Source organism: Paenibacillus phytorum (assembly GCF_013141715.1).
GTDB classification, from domain to species: domain Bacteria; phylum Bacillota; class Bacilli; order Paenibacillales; family NBRC-103111; genus Paenibacillus_E; species Paenibacillus_E phytorum.
On the sequence record NZ_WHOA01000242.1, the window covers coordinates 1 to 16,175 of the forward strand.

Genomic DNA, 16,175 nt, shown 5'->3' on the forward strand with positions numbered 1-16,175 from the left:
TTATCCCGAAGGATAAATCCGCTCGACTTGCATGTATTAGGCACGCCGCCAGCGTTCGTCCTGAGCCAGGATCAAACTCTCCATAATAGTAAACGATTGCTCGTCCGTATATCTGAAAGCTGAAGTGCTCATTTGCGTTGCTAGCGAGATTTTGCAATCTCTTTTTGAACGATTTCTCGTTCGTGCTTACTCACTCGTTGTTCAGTTTTCAAAGATCAATTTCTCTTGTTCAACCTGCCCTCTTTCGAAAGCCGGAAGACCAATATACCATACCGAGAATTACTTTGCAACTTATTTTTGTAAGTTGTTTTTGTTAAGTTCTTTGTTGTCTCAGCGGCAACTTTTATAAGATACCACAGACGCCATGGACATTGCAAGTACTATTTTAAAAAATTTCGAGACACCGATCGGTGCCTCGAAACGCAAGCCATTATTCACCTTGACGTTCACGCATAAGCGGAAACAGCAGTACATCACGAATAGACGGTGCATTCGTCAATAGCATAACCAATCGGTCAATTCCTATTCCTAAACCACCCGTTGGAGGCATACCATACTCAAGTGCACGAATGAAGTCTTCATCCATCTCATGCGCCTCGTCATTGCCCTGCTCTTTCTCACGAAGCTGAGCTTCAAAACGCTCTCTTTGATCGATAGGATCGTTAAGCTCCGTAAATGCATTGGCATGCTCACGCGCTACGATAAAGAGTTCGAAGCGATCCGTGAAGCGCGGGTCCTCGGGGTTCTTTTTGGCAAGCGGTGAAATTTCTAAAGGATGTCCGTAAATAAAGGTCGGTTGTATTAAGGTCTCTTCAACAAATGTTTCGAAGAATTGATTCACAATATGACCGAATGTCATATGAGGTTCAACTTGTACATGATGCTCTTTGGCCAAGCGATGAGCTTCCTCGTTCGACATGTGAACGCTAAAGTCTACTCCCTTAACTTCTTTAATAGCATCCACCATGGATACACGTCTCCAGCCAACAGCTAGATTGACCTCGTGATCGCCATATGGAACCGTTGTATTACCAAGAACCTCTTGCGCTATATGTGCAATAAGCTCCTCCGTAAGCTTCATGATGTCTTTATAGTCAGCATAAGCCTCATAAAGCTCAATCATCGTAAATTCCGGGTTGTGACGCGTAGAGATACCTTCGTTACGGTATACACGCCCAATTTCGTATACTTTCTCTAATCCACCAACAATCAAACGCTTCAAATGAAGCTCAATTGCAATACGCATATGCAGCTGCATATCTAAAGCATTATGATGTGTGTTAAAAGGACGCGCAGACGCTCCACCCGCTACGGAGTGTAATGTAGGTGTCTCCACTTCTAAATAGCCCAGAGAATCCAAGTACCGACGCATGGACTGAATAATACGGGAACGAAGAATAAATGTCTGCTGCACATCTTGATTCATAATCAAATCAACATAACGTTGACGATAACGCAGTTCCACATCACTAAGACCATGGAATTTATCCGGCAGTGGAAGCAAGGATTTGGTCAAAACCTCAAGCGATTTCACTTTAATAGAAGTTTCACCGGTTTTTGTTTTGAAAACAACACCCTGAACCCCAACCATATCGCCTAGATCCAGAAGATCAAAGGCTTGGTATTTGTTTGCGTCTAGTGCATCTTCACGCACATAGATTTGAATTTTACCTGTGATGTCTTGAAGATGTGCGAAGCTGGCTTTACCCATGCCTCTTTTTTGCATTATACGTCCGGCAATACTGACCTCATGGTGTTCAGCATCCAACTCTTCTTTGGTTTTATCTTGGTAGGCTGTAAGGATTTCTTTGGTTGAATGCGTCCTTACGTATTTGCTACCAAACGGATCGACTCCTAGACCGCGAAGCTCGTCCAATTTATTACGGCGAATGACGAGCAATTCGTTCAATTCCAATTCCTGGCTCATGCTTTCATCTCCTACTTATTAGTAAAGGGTGCTAAAACCGGAAAAAAGCTTCCGAAAGGAAGCTTTCCAAAGGAATGCGGCTGCACGCTACTTTTTAATATCAATAATTTGATACTGAATGACGCCAGCTGGAACGGTAACGTCAACGTTCGCGCCCCTTTGTTTACCTAAAATAGCTCTACCTACAGGGCTTTCATTGGAAATCTTATTCATCAACGGATCGGATTCCGCCGTACCTACGATGTTATACTCAACCAAATCACCGAATTCCAAATCCTTCAGCGTTACGATTGAACCAACACTCACGGTGTTGGTATCGACATCATCGTTATTAATAATACGCGCATTGCGCAGCAATTTTTCTAAAGTAATGATTCTGCCTTCAATAAAAGCTTGTTCGTTCTTCGCGTCTTCGTACTCTGAGTTCTCACTGATATCGCCATATCCGATGGCAACCTTGATTCTCTCAGCCACTTCCCGGCGCTTCACTGATTTCAGATGCTCAAGCTCATCTTCGAGCTTTCTTAAACCTTCTGGTGTAAGAATGACCTCTTTTTCAGCCATTTCCAACTGATCTCCCGTCATGTGAAAGATTTTCATATCGTTGAATCGATGCTTCCTGCTAGGAGTTGGGTCTTAAAAGAGCTGATTCAAGTAGTATGAATTCACGTTTCTTAAATAAGTTAGTTGCTCGTTTGTCTTTCAATATATGCAGGAACACATTAATATTGACTGATTATATTGCAACGGTTTCAAAATGTCAATCTCAACCATAGCTGCATTTTTTACTGAAGTACGGCTGATTCTTCATTTGTAGATAATGGGGAATGCGCATATAGATGCTCGACATAATCATTCAAAGCTCGCACCATTTCATCACGCTTCAACATCTCCATAAGCGCATCCTTCACACGAGCCGCCCCTGTCATACCCTTGAGGTACCACGCCATATGTTTGCGCATCTCTTTCACAGCAACATGCTCACCCTTAAGAGCAACAAGACGGTCCATGTGTAAGATCGCGATACGGATCTTCTCTTCCGGTGTCGGCTCAGGCGGCAATTCACCATTAGCAAGGTATTGTACGGTACGGTAAAGCATCCAAGGGTTGCCTAACGCGCCGCGCCCAATCATCACGCCGTCTACACCTGTATGGTCTAACATGCGTTTTGCATCCTCAGGTGTCACAACATCACCGTTCCCGATAACGGGAATCGACAGAGCTTGCTTAACATCGCGAATGATATCCCAATCCGCTTTACCTGTATACAGCTGCTCACGCGTACGGCCGTGGACGCTTACTGCGCTTCCTCCGCCTCTTTCGACAGCTTTAGCATTTTCTATGGCATAAATGTGCTCGGAATCCCAACCGATACGCATCTTCACAGTTACTGGTTTGCTTACTGCCGCAACAACGGTTGCGATCATTTCTTCGATTTTCTCTGGTTGGAGCAACCATCTTGCACCCGCGTCACACTTTGTGATTTTCGGCACAGGACAGCCCATATTTATATCAATAATGTCTGCATTCGTCTGTTGGTCAACGATTCTAGCTGCTTGCACAAGCGTCTCAGTATCGCCACCAAAGATTTGCAGACTTAGCGGTTTTTCTCGATCATCAACATAAAGCATTTCCATCGAACGGGAATTCCCGTGAACAATGGCTTTATCACTAACCATTTCTGCACAGACTAAACCTGTACCAAATTCTTTGGCAATGAGTCGGAACGCAGGATTACATACACCCGCCATTGGGGCAAGCACGACTTTATTGGGAGCTTCGACATTTCCTATTTTCAGCACCGAAGATTCCACTCCTCTCATCTCGCAACCGCCGCGACTAACTCATCCGGTTCAATATTCAGAACTTGCGAGATTTTATTTATTATTTTGGTATCCGGTTTACGCGTACCTCTTTCAATAGCACCTAAGATGGCAATCGACACACCGAGTAAATCAGCTAATTCGTTCTGAGTGTACCCTTTTAACTTACGAAAAGCGCGTATACGCTGAGCTACTGAGCTTTTTTCCATAGGATGACGCCTTCCTTTCCTTCCAGTTTCTCCAAATGCGCGGAGATGAATTCAAATGCAGCATCTTGTCGCTTGTAGAGAACCTCAGTGAGAGGAACTAATACAAAAGCCCGCTCATGCATCCGCGGATGCGGAATGATCAAGTCGGGGGTTGTAAGCTGATGGTCGCCGTAAAGGAGTAAATCCAAATCGATCGTTCTCGGGCCCCAGCGCAAGTCGCGCGTTCGACCCAGTCTTTTCTCGATGGCTAGCATAGTGAACAACAACTCTTCTGCAGGTAAAACGGTGATGATTTGAATAACCATATTAAGAAAAGCAGATTGATCTACATAGCCAACCGGCTCGGTTTCGTAGATGCTGGACAATCCAGTCACCGTTATGCCCGATTCCTGATTCAGCGCTGTAATTGCATCCTGCAGATAGTGTTCACGATCATCTATATTGGATCCCAATGCGACATAAGCTTTCGTGCCTTGTTCTCGTTCTTCGGCTGTCATTCATTTGCCCGCTTTCGGTTAATCTCTACAGTTACCCCGTCAAAAAATACGGCAAAGGGCGGATGCGGCTTAATGACGCGAACCGTCACTTCATTGATACTAGTATAAGTATGCAGCAGCTCGGATGCAATATTTTCTGCTAAAGCTTCAATTAATTTATAAGTGCGACCTTCCACAACCTCTTTGACTTTGAAAAATACTTCCCCGTAATTAACCGTATCATCCAGATGATCCGACTTGCCGGGTTTGTCCAGCGGAAGCATAAGCTCCACATCTACATAAAAGCGTTGACCGAGCTTATTCTCTTCCGGAAAAACACCATGATTACCAAAGAACTGCATGCGGGAGAGTGTTATTTTGTCCAATGTAAGAGCCTCCAAGTTTAGGTTAACTGCGAACGAATGATGGCATCTGTCATAACCGATAAACGTTTCATCGCTTGAATATCGTGTACTCTGATCATCCCACAGCCTTGGGCAATTCCAAGCACCACGGTCGATGCTGTTCCTTCCAAACGTTCCTCAGGAGGCAGATCGAGCGTTAAGCCAATGACGCTTTTGCGGGATGTGCCTAAAAGGACCGGATATCCGAGATCGACGATCGTACGCAGATGGTTCATGAGGAACAAGTTCTGCTCGTAGGTCTTAGCAAATCCGATGCCTGGGTCTAAAATAATACGCTCTTCCCGAACGCCAACTTCTCTGGCTTGATTCGCATAGAGCTGTAAGTCGGTTGTGACGTCACGGAGAAAATCGGAATAAGTCGGGTTCACACGATTATGCGTGATAATAAACGGACAATCGTAGCTGGCCGCGACTTCTGCCATTCCAACGTCGGCTTGGCCGCCCCATACATCGTTGATGATATGCGCTCCCGCTTCTAATGCTTGCTTCGCGACCTCCGCTTTGTAAGTATCTATAGAAATAGGAATGTTTACTTCCTTACTTATTGCCTCAATGACCGGAATAACCCGCTGCAGTTCTTCTTCTTGTGTGACCTTGGCAAAACCCGGTCGGGTCGATTCTCCCCCGATATCAATGATGTCAGCGCCTTCGGCTACCATTTGGCGAGCTCTGCGCACCGCATCCTCGGCCCCAATGTAATTCCCACCGTCAGAAAAGGAGTCCGGGGTTACGTTTAATATGCCCATAATGATCGTCCGATCACCAATGGGCAGCTCATGTCCTCTACAGGATAACACTTTCATTACCGTTCACTTCCTGTTGTTTTCAAATGTTAGTTATAAAGCTCGCATAGTTGGCGGGTTATCGGACCTACGACACCCTTTCCAACGGCTTGTGATTGTCCACTGGGTGTGAACAATGTCGTGATGGGTACGATCTCTTGTATGGAATTAACGATAAACACCTCATCGGCTTCCAGAAGATCTTCCCATCTGTATAGGCCGCCCTGTGTTGGAATCTGCTGCTGCTGTGCCAGCTGTAACACATAGGCTCTTGTGATGCCAGGTAAGATGCCTGTATCCAGCGAAGGCGTATAGCAGGCTCTATCCTTTATGAAAAAGATGTTGCTCACGATGCCCTCAGCTACGTAACCTTCTTCGGTCAGCATCAGGCCTTCTGCGCAAGCTGCCCAGTCATACTGCTGCAGCTCTCTTTTAGCAAGGATATTATTCATATAGTGAAAGGACTTGAAGCGGTATAGACCTTCCGGCGTATTACGAGGCAGCTTCAGCAGCTGCAGCGCTTTGCCCTGTGTATAGATCTGCTCGTCCCTTGGTGGAAGCGGCTTGATGTAAATGATCTCTGTTGGGTTTTGATAGACGCCTGATGGCAGCCCAAGGATATCAACTCCGGCCGAAACGGAGTAGCGGATATACGCATCCTCTAGGTTATTGGCTTTAAGCAGTTCATCAATCAGACGCTGAATGTGTGCAAGGTCCGGCTCATAGCCAATCCCAAGCTCACGGCAGCCCTCTGTTAGACGCCGAAGATGCTCGGGCAGCAGGAACGGTTCTTTCTTATAGGTGCGAAATGTCTCAAAAAGGCCGAGGCCGTAAAGAAAGCCGTGATCGTAAACCGAGACCACAGCTTCCTTATCATTTGTTAGAATCCCATTGACGCTAAGAATCATAAATTAAACTCCCGCTTTGGCTGTGCGGCTAAGAAAATTCCGCAGGATCTGATGACCGTGCTGTGTAATGATCGATTCTGGGTGGAACTGCACGCCTTCAATCGGATATTCCTTATGGCGCAATGCCATAATTTCACCCTCAGCTGTACGCGCACTAACTTCCAAGCAATCAGGCAGCGTCTCGGTTTTGACGATTAAGGAATGATATCGAGTCGCTATGAAAGGGGATGGAAGCCCCTCGAACAAGGTTTTACCATCATGGAAAATCTCCGAAGTTTTACCATGCATTAAGCGCTCTGCGCGAATGACGTCGCCGCCAAAAGCTTGACCAATCGATTGATGACCTAGACAGACGCCGAAGATGGGGATTTTACCCTTGAAATGGTCGATAAGTGATAAGCTAATTCCGGCTTCATTCGGCGTGCAAGGACCCGGAGATATTAGAATATGATCGGGCGCCAAAGCCTCAACGCCAGCTAGATCAATTTCGTCATTACGACGAACGACGACTTCTTCACCGATCTCCCCCAAATATTGGACGAGGTTGTACGTAAACGAATCATAATTATCAATCACTAAAATCATTCTAAGCTCCCCTTTCGTCAGCCCTGCTAGGGCTTAAGCTCGGCTCATGCTCCGCTCGCTATATTCTATCGCTTTCCACATCGCTTTGGCTTTGTTCAAGGATTCAATGTACTCACGTTCAGGAATGGAATCAATGACGATGCCTGCCCCTGCTTGAATGTGGCCCATCCCTTGAACAGCTACCAGCGTGCGTATAATTATATTAAATTCCATATTTCCATTATAGTCAATCCACCCCATGGATCCTGTATAAGGTCCGCGGCGAACTGGCTCTAATTCTTCAATAATTTCCATGGTGCGAATCTTTGGAGCACCTGTAATCGTGCCTCCTGGGAAGGTCGCAGCAATGACATCATAGGCGTCCTTCCCCTCTGCGAGCTCGCCAACGACTTCCGAGACGATATGCATCACATGGGAGTAGTATTCGATGACCATGAAGTCTTTCACTTGGACGGAGCCGTACTTCGAGATGCGGCCGAGATCGTTGCGCTCGAGATCGACCAGCATGACGTGCTCGGCGCGCTCTTTGTCGTTGTTGATGAGCTCGCCGGCTAGGCGCAAGTCATCCTGCTCGTCCTTGCCGCGCGGGCGCGTGCCAGCGATAGGACGCGTCCGCAGGACGCCGTCCTCGAGCTGCACAAGCAGCTCCGGCGAGCCGGAGACGAGGGCGAAGCCTGCGAAGCGCAGCAAGCCCATGTAAGGCGAGGGATTGACGATGCGCAGCGCCTCGTAGATCTCCTCCGGCGTCGTGCGCAGCTGCCGGCTCTGTCTAACGGACAAGTTGACTTGGAACACGTCACCTTGGGAGATGTAGCCTTGGATGCGCTGCACCGCCGCGATGTAATCGGCTTTGCCGAAGGCAGGCTGGATGCCTGCGATGCTCTCGACGTCGATATGCAGCTGCTCGCGCGCGATCGTCGGTTGGTCTGTACCGCTCAGGTGCGAGCCTGACCAGCTGCTGGAGCGGATCGCATGCCAGCGAGCAAGCATCGCCTCGGCCTCAGCGTGCGCCTGTGCGAAAAGCTGCCGGAGATAAGTGTCATCGGCTGCTCGGCTCTTCTCAAGCGGCATATGCACCGCAATGTACAGGCTCTTATCGATATGATCCAAGGTCCAGACTTGATCATACATAGCGAAGCTATAATCCGGAATCGGCAAGTCATTTGCCGCTTGCTCTTGGAGTTTCTCAATGGTGCGGATCACGTCATAGCTCCAATAACCTACACATCCGCCAAGAAACTTGGGTGCTCCTTCGACTTTGGGGCTGTGATAAGCTGACATCCATTGCTTCACAATATCGAGCGGTTTGCCTTGCAAGCGTGAAACTTGAGGCTTCCCCTTATCAACTTGGTTGATCATGGTCAATTCCGCATCCAAGCCGTATCCATGAACGGTAGAAACCGGCTGTAAACCGAAGCACGTGTAACGCCCCCCTTTGCCGCTTTCCAGGACAAAGGAATCAGGCGCGGCTTCTTTCCACGCTTCTTGCCAAGAAGCGATCCGGTCGTCGGCAAGTCCGAGTTTAATGACATAAGGCAGCATCGTGTATGTGGAGGACCAGTTACGCCAATGCTCTACTGTAGTTAGGATCATACTTGCCCTCCTTCCTGTGATATCCGATGATTAGTTGTCCATTAGTATACTCCAACCTTAGACAGAAAAAAAGCCCCCAGCTGCAGCAGCTGGAGGCTCGTTCGTAGCAAGTAATCTTATTGCTCTTCGAATTGATAAAGTGGCGTAGAAAGGTAACGCTCACCGTTACTTGGAATAACAGCAACAACACGTTTGCCTGCACCAAGTTCTTTAGCAACTTTAAGCGCTGCAAAAATCGCTGCACCAGAGGAGATACCACCAAGGATACCTTCTTCTTTGGCTACACGACGTGAAGTTTCGAAAGCATCTTCGTTTTCTACAGCAATAATTTCGTCGTAGATGCTTGTGTTCAGAATGTCTGGAACAAAGCCTGCGCCGATACCTTGAATTTTATGAGGACCTGGCTTGCCGCCGGAAAGTACCGGGGATGCAGCAGGTTCAATGGCATAAATCTTGATGTTCGGGAAGTTTTCTTTCAGTACGCCACCTGCGCCTGTAATTGTTCCGCCCGTACCGATACCCGCAATGAAAGCGTCCAATTTGCCGTCGTGAGCATTAATCGCTTCAACGATTTCCGGACCTGTTGTTTCACGGTGAACTTTCACGTTTGCTAGGTTTTTGAATTGTTGCGGGATGAAGTAGGAAGGATTCTCTGCTTGAAGCTCCTCAGCACGTTTGATCGCGCCCTTCATTCCTTCTGCTCCTGGCGTCAGAACCAACTGAGCCCCGTAAGCGCGAAGCAGGTTACGTCTTTCCAAAGACATCGTTTCTGGCATAACCAGAATTGCCTTGTATCCTTTTGCAGCTGCGACTAAAGCTATTCCGATTCCTGTGTTACCGCTAGTTGGCTCAACAATCGTATCGCCCGGCTTCAATATACCTTCTTGCTCAGCTACTTCGATCATGGAGATGGCAATACGGTCTTTTACGCTGGCACCTGGATTTTGGTACTCGAGTTTCACATAAATCTCTGCGCTTCCTTCTGGAACAACGCGGTTTAAACGAACAAGCGGTGTATCGCCAATCAAATCCGTAATGCTTTGCACTAATCTTGCCATGCTATTTCCCCTCCAGGTTAAATAATCGATGATTTCCGAGTTAATTAGTCGGTATTAATACATTCATCTTATCAATGCACTTACTGGTTGTCAACCAAATTTTCACAGAATGTCAACGCAATTGAGGGTCAAGGATGTTAACCTTCCATTTTCCTCGAAGCTGCTGCACATAATCCTTGAGAGGCGGTGCTTCCCGAAGCGCTAGCTCTCTCCGTACATTTTCTCGAACGAAAGCAAGATCTGGATTTACTTTCTCTCGCCGATTTTTCAGCTTCACAATCGCGAATCCTTGTGGCAGAGGGACAGGCTTACTCACTTCTCCAACCTTCAGCAGTTTCGCCGCTTCAAGAACGGGAGCAGCAACAAAGGGATCGTCTCCTTCAATCCAACCCAAATCACCGCCGGTGTTATTGGTTGCATCATCCAGGGAACGATCTCTGGCAAGGGTCGCAAAACTCTCTCCTTTTGCCAACTCCGCAATGACTTTATTCGCTTGATCCTTGGTCGACACGATAATCTGAAGAATATTATATTCGATATCTTGCTTGAACTCATCGGCATGCGTCTTCATATAGTCTTCTACCTGAGCATCCGTTATTTGAATATGTTTGGTTGCGAGCTTCTCGAGTAAGAGCTTATTGGTTACATCTTCCTTGATTTCTTGCTCTGACAAACCTAACTGATTTTGCATGGATGCATAAAATTGTTGCTCACTCTCATAACCTTGACGCATCCGTTTCAACTCACGGTTAATCTCCGCGCTTCCAATCGAGGTCCCTGTCTCGTTTCCTTCAAGACGTATCACTTCACGATCCAACATTTGACCCAGCAGTTCTGCCCCATAATGACGTTCAAGAGCTGTTTGAAGCTCCAGAATGGTCAAATCACGATTTCCAACTTTGGCGACTACCCGATCATTCTTCTGCTCACCCTGCTTCTCAGGTTCTGGTGGTTGACTTGGTTCTGATTGGTTCATGGTATGGGTGACCAGCATGGATGCGAGCACGAGATTACCTACAGCCATTACGATAATGACTCCCCACAATCGCTTCACGTTTGCATCCTGACTCCCTCTTTACATCTATAATGCTGCTTGCTCTATAGTTCAATCATCCGTTTCAAATCATCTTCGTTAAACCGATAAGCTTCATTGCAGAAATGACAGACGACTTCAGCAAACCCTTCATCTTCAAGAATTTCTTGCAGCTCAATCTTCCCTAAGGAAATAAGCGTTGTTTCAACTCTTTCACGACTGCATTTACAACGGAACATGACATCCATCTGATCAAGCTTCTGGAAAGATGGTAGTACCGTTCGAAGGATTTCTTCTAGATTCAACCCCCCACCTAGCATACTTGTGAAGGATGGAATGCGAGAAAGCATCTCTTCAATGTCCCCAATTTCATCATTTGTTAATCCTGGGAGCAATTGAATAACGAAACCGCCCGAGGCAAGAATGGAGTGATCCGTATTAACCAATACCCCTAACGCTACAGCCGAAGGCGTTTGTTCAGACTTGGCAAAATAATAGGTGAAATCTTCAGCTAACTCTCCTGAAACGATCGGAACGCTGCCTTTATAAGGCTCTTTCATACCTAAATCCTTCGTTATGTACAAAAATCCATCAGTTCCCACCGCAGCAGCAACATCTAGCTTGCCATTCTCTTTAAGGGGAGGATCGACTAACGGATTATCGACATAACCGCGTACCTCACCCTTCGCATTCGCATCGACTACAATTTGACCGATGGGTCCATCGCCTTTAACTTGAACAATGAGATGCTCTTCACCCTTGAGCATGGCTGCAATGAGAAGTCCCGCAGCTGCCGTTCTTCCTAATGCGGCCGTGGCCGTTGGTGTTGTTTGGTGTCTTTGGCTAAGTTCTTCTGTGAGGACAGTCGTTTCCACGGCAAAAGCGCGAACTTTTCCGCCCAGCGCCGTTCCTCGAATTAAATAATCGCTCATGTTAAATCCTTTCCTTAAACAGCTTATGCATTTTTCTCATAAATCATTTGCAGACCTTGCAGGGTCAGCAGCGGATTGACGATCTGAATGGTACGAGATTCACTGGAAATCAGCTCCGCAAGACCACCCGTAGCAATAACTGTTGGATTGACATTAAATTCTTGAATGACACGCTCGACAATCCCATCAACTTGGCCTACATAGCCGAAAATAATCCCTGCCTGCATCGCCGCTACGGTATTACGACCAACTACGCTCTTCGGCTTGACCAGCTCGATGCGCGGCAGCTTCGCCGCCTTTTGATATAAAGCTTCCGTTGAGATACCGATTCCCGGTGCAATCGCGCAGCCAACAAGCTGCTGGGAAGGATCGATGTAGTCGTATGTTGTGGCCGTCCCGAAATCAACAATGATACAAGGTGCCCCGTACAGTTCAAGAGCCGCGACAGCATTTACTATGCGATCAGCGCCGACCTCTTTGGGATTGTCTACACGCACGTTCAGCCCTGTCTTAATACCAGGACCAACGATGAATGGCGTCCTTTTCAAATAGTGTAAGCAAAGGTTTTCCATTACATTCATAAGCGGAGGAACAACAGAAGAGACAATGACGCCTTCCACATGCGCAAATGAGATGCCCGAATGTTGAAAAAGGTTATGCAGCTGCATCCCATACTCATCGACTGTCGCTGAACGGTTCGTACTAACCCGCCAGTGATGAAGGAGCGTTCGCTCTTGATAGAGACCGAGCACAATGTTTGTATTCCCAACATCGATAACGAGAATCATAGCGCCGTCTCCTTCCGCTCATTCAGATCTAATGAGATATCCAGCGCTGCAACCGAATACGTCAAGCGCCCAACGGAGATCACATCGACGCCCGTTTCTGCCATCGCTTTAATGGTCTGAGGTGTCACAGAACCTGATCCCTCTACTACAATATGCGGCGCTTTACTTTTAATTATGGAAACTGCTTCTTTCATCTTCGCAGGAATCATATTATCGAGCATGATGATATCCGCACCAGCCGCTAATGCTTCGTGCAATTGGTCAAAATTCTCGACCTCCACCTCGATCTTCATCGTGTGGGGGATCTGCTGCCGAGCCGCTTGTACAGCTTGTGTGATGCCTCCTGAGCCTTTAATATGATTATCTTTAATCATCACAGCATCATAGAGTCCGAATCGGTGATTATGACCGCCACCCACTCGTACAGCATACTTCTCAAGCAGCCTGTGTCCCGGAGTCGTCTTCCGTGTATCGACAAGTCTAGTCGGCACGCCTTCTAAAGCATCGACAAACTCACGCGTCTTGGTCGCAATTCCTGATAATCGTTGCATCAAATTAAGGCTTAATCTTTCACCCAGCAAAATACTGCGCGTATTGCCTTCCACTTCAGCTAGTATGGTCCCTTTATAAACAGACGATCCTTCAACTACTTTAGTTTCAAAACGAAGTGAAGCATCGACCACAGCAAAAACTTCTTGGGCGATTCGGAGTCCACAGACAATTCCGTCTTCTTTGACGTGGATAATCCCTTTGGACGCATGTTCCAAAGGGATCGTTGTCAGAGTCGTGACATCGCCGGTTCCAATATCCTCTTCCAGCCAAAGCCGAATATGTTTACGAATAAGTTCCATATTTAAATCGAGCATGTTAAATCCACTCCTCAATGCTATCTTCCCCGCGCTTAAAAACAATATGCTTCTTCCATGCTTGATCATCCCGTTCAGGGAAATCTTCCCGGTAATGACCGCCACGACTTTCTTCACGCGCTAGAGCCGATGTTGTCGTTAGAAGCGCACAGTTAAGTAAATTCGCAAACTCATAATCTTCGCGTTTCGTCATCAAAGAACCGAAGATGGAGAGTTGTCTTGCCAATTCGTCATACCCTTTTTGCAAGCCTTTGGCTGAACGTTTCAGTCCTGCGTAACGAAGCATAACCTTTTGCAGCTTAAGCTTTTTCTCGACAACGGCTTGATTTGGGATTTCCGTTCTTGGCGCTTTGGATTCAGCGCGTATTTGAATGTTACCTTCCAAAGGAGCGAGCTCCTGTATCCGTTCGATGATTCTTCTACCAAACACAATGGCTTCAGATAAGGAGTTACTGGCTAATCGATTAGCGCCATGTACACCTGTAGAAGACACTTCCCCACAGGCGAAAAGACGGCGGACGATCGTTTCACCGTGTAGATCTGTCTTGACGCCGCCCATCATATAATGAGCTGCGGGAGCAACCGGAATCCAGTCAGTGCTCATATCTAGACCGTAGTTGAGGCAATATTCGTATATCGTCGGGAATCGATGTTTAATTAACTCTTCGGATTCGTGCGTAATGTCGATATAGACGAAGGTCGATTTGCAATTCTCCATCTCGTCGACAATGGCACGGGCTACGACATCCCTAGGCGCTAGCTCAAGCTGGGGATGGTAATGCTCCATGAAGCGCTCCCCCTTGATATTGCGGAGATAAGCCCCCTCGCCGCGCACCGCTTCCGAGATCAGGAAGCGCGGAGCCCCAGGGTAGCAAAGCGCCGTAGGGTGGAATTGAATAAATTCCACGTCCTGAATCTGCGCGCCGGCGCGATGAGCAATCGCAATCCCATCGCCTGTGGCGATGTCAGGGTTTGTGGTGTAGCGGAACAGCTGTCCCGCCCCGCCGGAGCAAAGAATCGTGGCATTGCCGCGGACGAATACCCGCTGGCCACTAGGCTTCTGTACGAGTGCGCCATAGCACTCGCCATCTTGCGTGATCAGGTCGATCACGAAGTGATCGTCCCAGATCTCAATGTTCGGACCCTGCTTCGTCCGTTCCGAAAGAGCTCGTACAATTTCAGCGCCTGTGGCGTCGCCATGCGCATGCAAAATACGACGTTGGCTGTGCGCTCCCTCTTTGGTCAAAGCAAACTCCCCGTTCTCAAGGTCGAACTGGGTACCCATCCGAATGAGATCCTGAACGCCGTTGGGGCCTTCATGAACGAGAACGTCAACGGCCTCCGGCGAACATAGACCTGCACCTGCTATCAGGGTATCCTGCATATGATATTCCGGTGAATCCTCGTCCGATATAACAGCAGCAATTCCGCCTTGCGCATAGCGTGTGTTACTGTCGAGGAGCGATTTCTTCGTAATCATCAGCACTTTCTTATTTTCACTAGCGCGAAGAGCAGTAAATAAACCTGCAATGCCCGCGCCAATCACAATAACATCTGTATGTACATGAGGAATGGAATCTAAATCTACATCTACGAGGTATCTAGGAATCATGCCGCTTCACCTGTTCTTCACCATTAATAGCTCGCAAAGCAAACGTATCCGATGGATTAATCGAATATAGGAGTGCTTTGCGAGGGTACCCTACCTATTAAACAAGAGAGTAGCGCATGCTACTTTACTTGTAACATGCGCTCTAAGGACAATCTTGCTTTATCAGCTACATCTTCTGGCACATAAATCTCTGGCTGCATCGTTTCAAGACACTTCACAATTTTCTTCAAATTGTTTACTTTCATATTCGGGCATACCAAGTATTTGGTTGCAAAATGGAACTGTTTATCTGGACTGTCCAGACGAAGCTGGTATCCAGTTCCATCTTCCGTTCCAACGATAAACTCTTTGCAATCGGACTCTTTGCAATATTTGATAATCGCTGTCGTACTACCGACGAAATCCCCCAGTTTGACAACTTCTGGACGACATTCTGGATGAACAACAAACTGAGCATTCGGGTATTGAGCTCTCATTTCTTCCACATCTTTAACGGTCAGCATATCATGCGTATTGCAATAGCCTTCCCAGATGATCACTTTTTTGCTTGTGAATTTTGATACATAGTCACCCAAATTTTTATCCGGTACCCAGATGATCTCATCTGAATCGACGGAATTGATGACGTTGATGGCATTTGCCGAAGTACAGCAAATATCTGTTTCTGATTTCACATCAGCAGATGTATTAATGTAAGCAACAACTTTGGCATTAGGATGCTGGCGTTTCAAAGCACGCAGACCTTCTACATTCACCATATCCGCCATCGGGCAGCCTGCACGTTCGTCAGGAATAATGACTGTTTTGTTAGGAGCAAGAATCTTAGCACTTTCCCCCATGAAATGAACGCCACAGAATACTATCACATCAGCATCGGTTTGCGCTGCCTTCTGCGCGAGCAGAAAGGAATCCCCCCGGAAATCGGCAACCTCTTGAACTTCGTCACGTTGATAATAATGAGCAAGAATAATAGCATTCCGTTCTTTCTTTAGCTGCAGCAACCGTTCTTTGAGTTCGCGGTTCTGCTCGGCTTTGCGTTCTAATGCTAGAGCTTCCATGGTGCTTCCTCCCCTGTCTGGGACGTATAATGTACTTCTTGTCTATCTAAAAATAGGATTAACAGTAGTATGATCTAATCGTAATAAAATTAGAGATTTA

General features: G+C 47.1%; 17 protein-coding genes and 1 rRNA gene. All 18 read right to left on the reverse strand.

The features are described from left to right. A 16S ribosomal RNA gene (locus tag GC098_RS35700) occupies positions 1–87 on the reverse strand; the annotation flags it as partial. A 343-nt stretch (positions 88–430) separates the two neighbouring features. Beyond that, positions 431–1,927 carry a lysine--tRNA ligase gene (lysS, locus tag GC098_RS35705; protein WP_171649100.1) on the reverse strand — a complete coding sequence of 499 codons (1,497 nt, stop codon included), beginning with the start codon at positions 1,925–1,927 and terminating at the stop codon, positions 431–433. Positions 1,928–2,014: 87 nt separating this feature from the next. After that, entirely contained in the window at positions 2,015–2,491 is a 477-nt protein-coding gene (greA, locus tag GC098_RS35710) for a transcription elongation factor GreA (protein WP_029197805.1), read from the reverse strand. Between the two features lie 221 nt (positions 2,492–2,712). Then, positions 2,713–3,729 (reverse strand): tRNA dihydrouridine synthase DusB, encoded by a 1,017-nt coding sequence (gene dusB / locus GC098_RS35715; protein ID WP_171649101.1) that lies wholly within the window; start codon positions 3,727–3,729, stop codon positions 2,713–2,715. 17 nt (positions 3,730–3,746) lie between these two features. Next, entirely contained in the window at positions 3,747–3,959 is a 213-nt protein-coding gene (locus GC098_RS35720; RefSeq protein ID WP_029197803.1) for a helix-turn-helix domain-containing protein, read from the reverse strand. Next, positions 3,941–4,456, reverse strand: coding sequence for a 2-amino-4-hydroxy-6-hydroxymethyldihydropteridine diphosphokinase (gene folK / locus GC098_RS35725; protein ID WP_171649102.1), 516 nt, complete (start codon positions 4,454–4,456; stop codon positions 3,941–3,943). The genes GC098_RS35720 and folK overlap by 19 nt, the downstream gene beginning before the upstream one ends. Continuing rightward, a complete protein-coding gene (gene folB, locus GC098_RS35730) occupies positions 4,453–4,821 on the reverse strand; it encodes a dihydroneopterin aldolase (protein WP_171649103.1) in 369 nt (122 codons plus the stop codon). The genes folK and folB overlap by 4 nt, the downstream gene beginning before the upstream one ends. A 17-nt stretch (positions 4,822–4,838) precedes the next feature. Continuing rightward, on the reverse strand, positions 4,839–5,663 hold the full coding sequence (gene folP, locus GC098_RS35735; RefSeq protein WP_171649104.1) for a dihydropteroate synthase: 825 nt from the start codon (positions 5,661–5,663) through the stop codon (positions 4,839–4,841). A gap of 29 nt (positions 5,664–5,692) precedes the next feature. Continuing rightward, entirely contained in the window at positions 5,693–6,550 is an 858-nt protein-coding gene (gene pabC / locus GC098_RS35740) for an aminodeoxychorismate lyase (RefSeq protein ID WP_171649105.1), read from the reverse strand. Positions 6,551–6,553: 3 nt separating this feature from the next. Further along, on the reverse strand, positions 6,554–7,135 hold the full coding sequence (pabA, locus tag GC098_RS35745) for an aminodeoxychorismate/anthranilate synthase component II (RefSeq protein ID WP_171649106.1): 582 nt from the start codon (positions 7,133–7,135) through the stop codon (positions 6,554–6,556). 33 nt (positions 7,136–7,168) lie between these two features. Further along, complete coding sequence (locus tag GC098_RS35750; protein WP_171649107.1) at positions 7,169–8,728, reverse strand: anthranilate synthase component I family protein; 1,560 nt, start codon at positions 8,726–8,728, stop codon at positions 7,169–7,171. Between the two features lie 116 nt (positions 8,729–8,844). Then, entirely contained in the window at positions 8,845–9,786 is a 942-nt protein-coding gene (gene cysK, locus GC098_RS35755; protein WP_057303843.1) for a cysteine synthase A, read from the reverse strand. A gap of 112 nt (positions 9,787–9,898) precedes the next feature. After that, the gene (locus GC098_RS35760; RefSeq protein WP_171649108.1) at positions 9,899–10,840 is read right to left on the reverse strand and encodes a peptidyl-prolyl cis-trans isomerase; all 942 of its coding nucleotides are present in this window, start codon (positions 10,838–10,840) and stop codon (positions 9,899–9,901) included. 44 nt (positions 10,841–10,884) lie between these two features. Next, a complete protein-coding gene (gene hslO, locus GC098_RS35765) occupies positions 10,885–11,751 on the reverse strand; it encodes an Hsp33 family molecular chaperone HslO (protein WP_171649109.1) in 867 nt (288 codons plus the stop codon). A gap of 23 nt (positions 11,752–11,774) precedes the next feature. Further along, positions 11,775–12,539: a type III pantothenate kinase gene (locus tag GC098_RS35770; protein WP_171649110.1), complete on the reverse strand. Its 765-nt coding sequence runs from the start codon at positions 12,537–12,539 to the stop codon at positions 11,775–11,777. Then, a complete protein-coding gene (gene nadC, locus GC098_RS35775; RefSeq protein WP_171649111.1) occupies positions 12,536–13,405 on the reverse strand; it encodes a carboxylating nicotinate-nucleotide diphosphorylase in 870 nt (289 codons plus the stop codon). The genes GC098_RS35770 and nadC overlap by 4 nt, the downstream gene beginning before the upstream one ends. Before the next feature lies 1 nt (position 13,406). Next, positions 13,407–15,017: an L-aspartate oxidase gene (nadB, locus tag GC098_RS35780; RefSeq protein WP_171649112.1), complete on the reverse strand. Its 1,611-nt coding sequence runs from the start codon at positions 15,015–15,017 to the stop codon at positions 13,407–13,409. A gap of 119 nt (positions 15,018–15,136) precedes the next feature. Next, positions 15,137–16,075 carry a quinolinate synthase NadA gene (gene nadA, locus GC098_RS35785; RefSeq protein WP_047682971.1) on the reverse strand — a complete coding sequence of 313 codons (939 nt, stop codon included), beginning with the start codon at positions 16,073–16,075 and terminating at the stop codon, positions 15,137–15,139. Positions 16,076–16,175: the final 100 nt, after the last annotated feature.

Coding starts and splice junctions, on each gene's coding strand:
- lysS (WP_171649100.1), bottom strand. CDS start 1,927: ATGAGCCAGGAATTGGAATTGAACGAATTGCTCGTCATTCGCCGTAAT.
- greA (WP_029197805.1), bottom strand. CDS start 2,491: ATGGCTGAAAAAGAGGTCATTCTTACACCAGAAGGTTTAAGAAAGCTC.
- GC098_RS35720 (WP_029197803.1), bottom strand. CDS start 3,959: ATGGAAAAAAGCTCAGTAGCTCAGCGTATACGCGCTTTTCGTAAGTTA.
- folK (WP_171649102.1), bottom strand. CDS start 4,456: ATGACAGCCGAAGAACGAGAACAAGGCACGAAAGCTTATGTCGCATTG.
- folP (WP_171649104.1), bottom strand. CDS start 5,663: ATGAAAGTGTTATCCTGTAGAGGACATGAGCTGCCCATTGGTGATCGG.
- pabC (WP_171649105.1), bottom strand. CDS start 6,550: ATGATTCTTAGCGTCAATGGGATTCTAACAAATGATAAGGAAGCTGTG.
- pabA (WP_171649106.1), bottom strand. CDS start 7,135: ATGATTTTAGTGATTGATAATTATGATTCGTTTACGTACAACCTCGTC.
- GC098_RS35750 (WP_171649107.1), bottom strand. CDS start 8,728: ATGATCCTAACTACAGTAGAGCATTGGCGTAACTGGTCCTCCACATAC.
- cysK (WP_057303843.1), bottom strand. CDS start 9,786: ATGGCAAGATTAGTGCAAAGCATTACGGATTTGATTGGCGATACACCG.
- hslO (WP_171649109.1), bottom strand. CDS start 11,751: ATGAGCGATTATTTAATTCGAGGAACGGCGCTGGGCGGAAAAGTTCGC.
- GC098_RS35770 (WP_171649110.1), bottom strand. CDS start 12,539: ATGATTCTCGTTATCGATGTTGGGAATACAAACATTGTGCTCGGTCTC.
- nadC (WP_171649111.1), bottom strand. CDS start 13,405: ATGCTCGATTTAAATATGGAACTTATTCGTAAACATATTCGGCTTTGG.
- nadB (WP_171649112.1), bottom strand. CDS start 15,017: ATGATTCCTAGATACCTCGTAGATGTAGATTTAGATTCCATTCCTCAT.
- nadA (WP_047682971.1), bottom strand. CDS start 16,075: ATGGAAGCTCTAGCATTAGAACGCAAAGCCGAGCAGAACCGCGAACTC.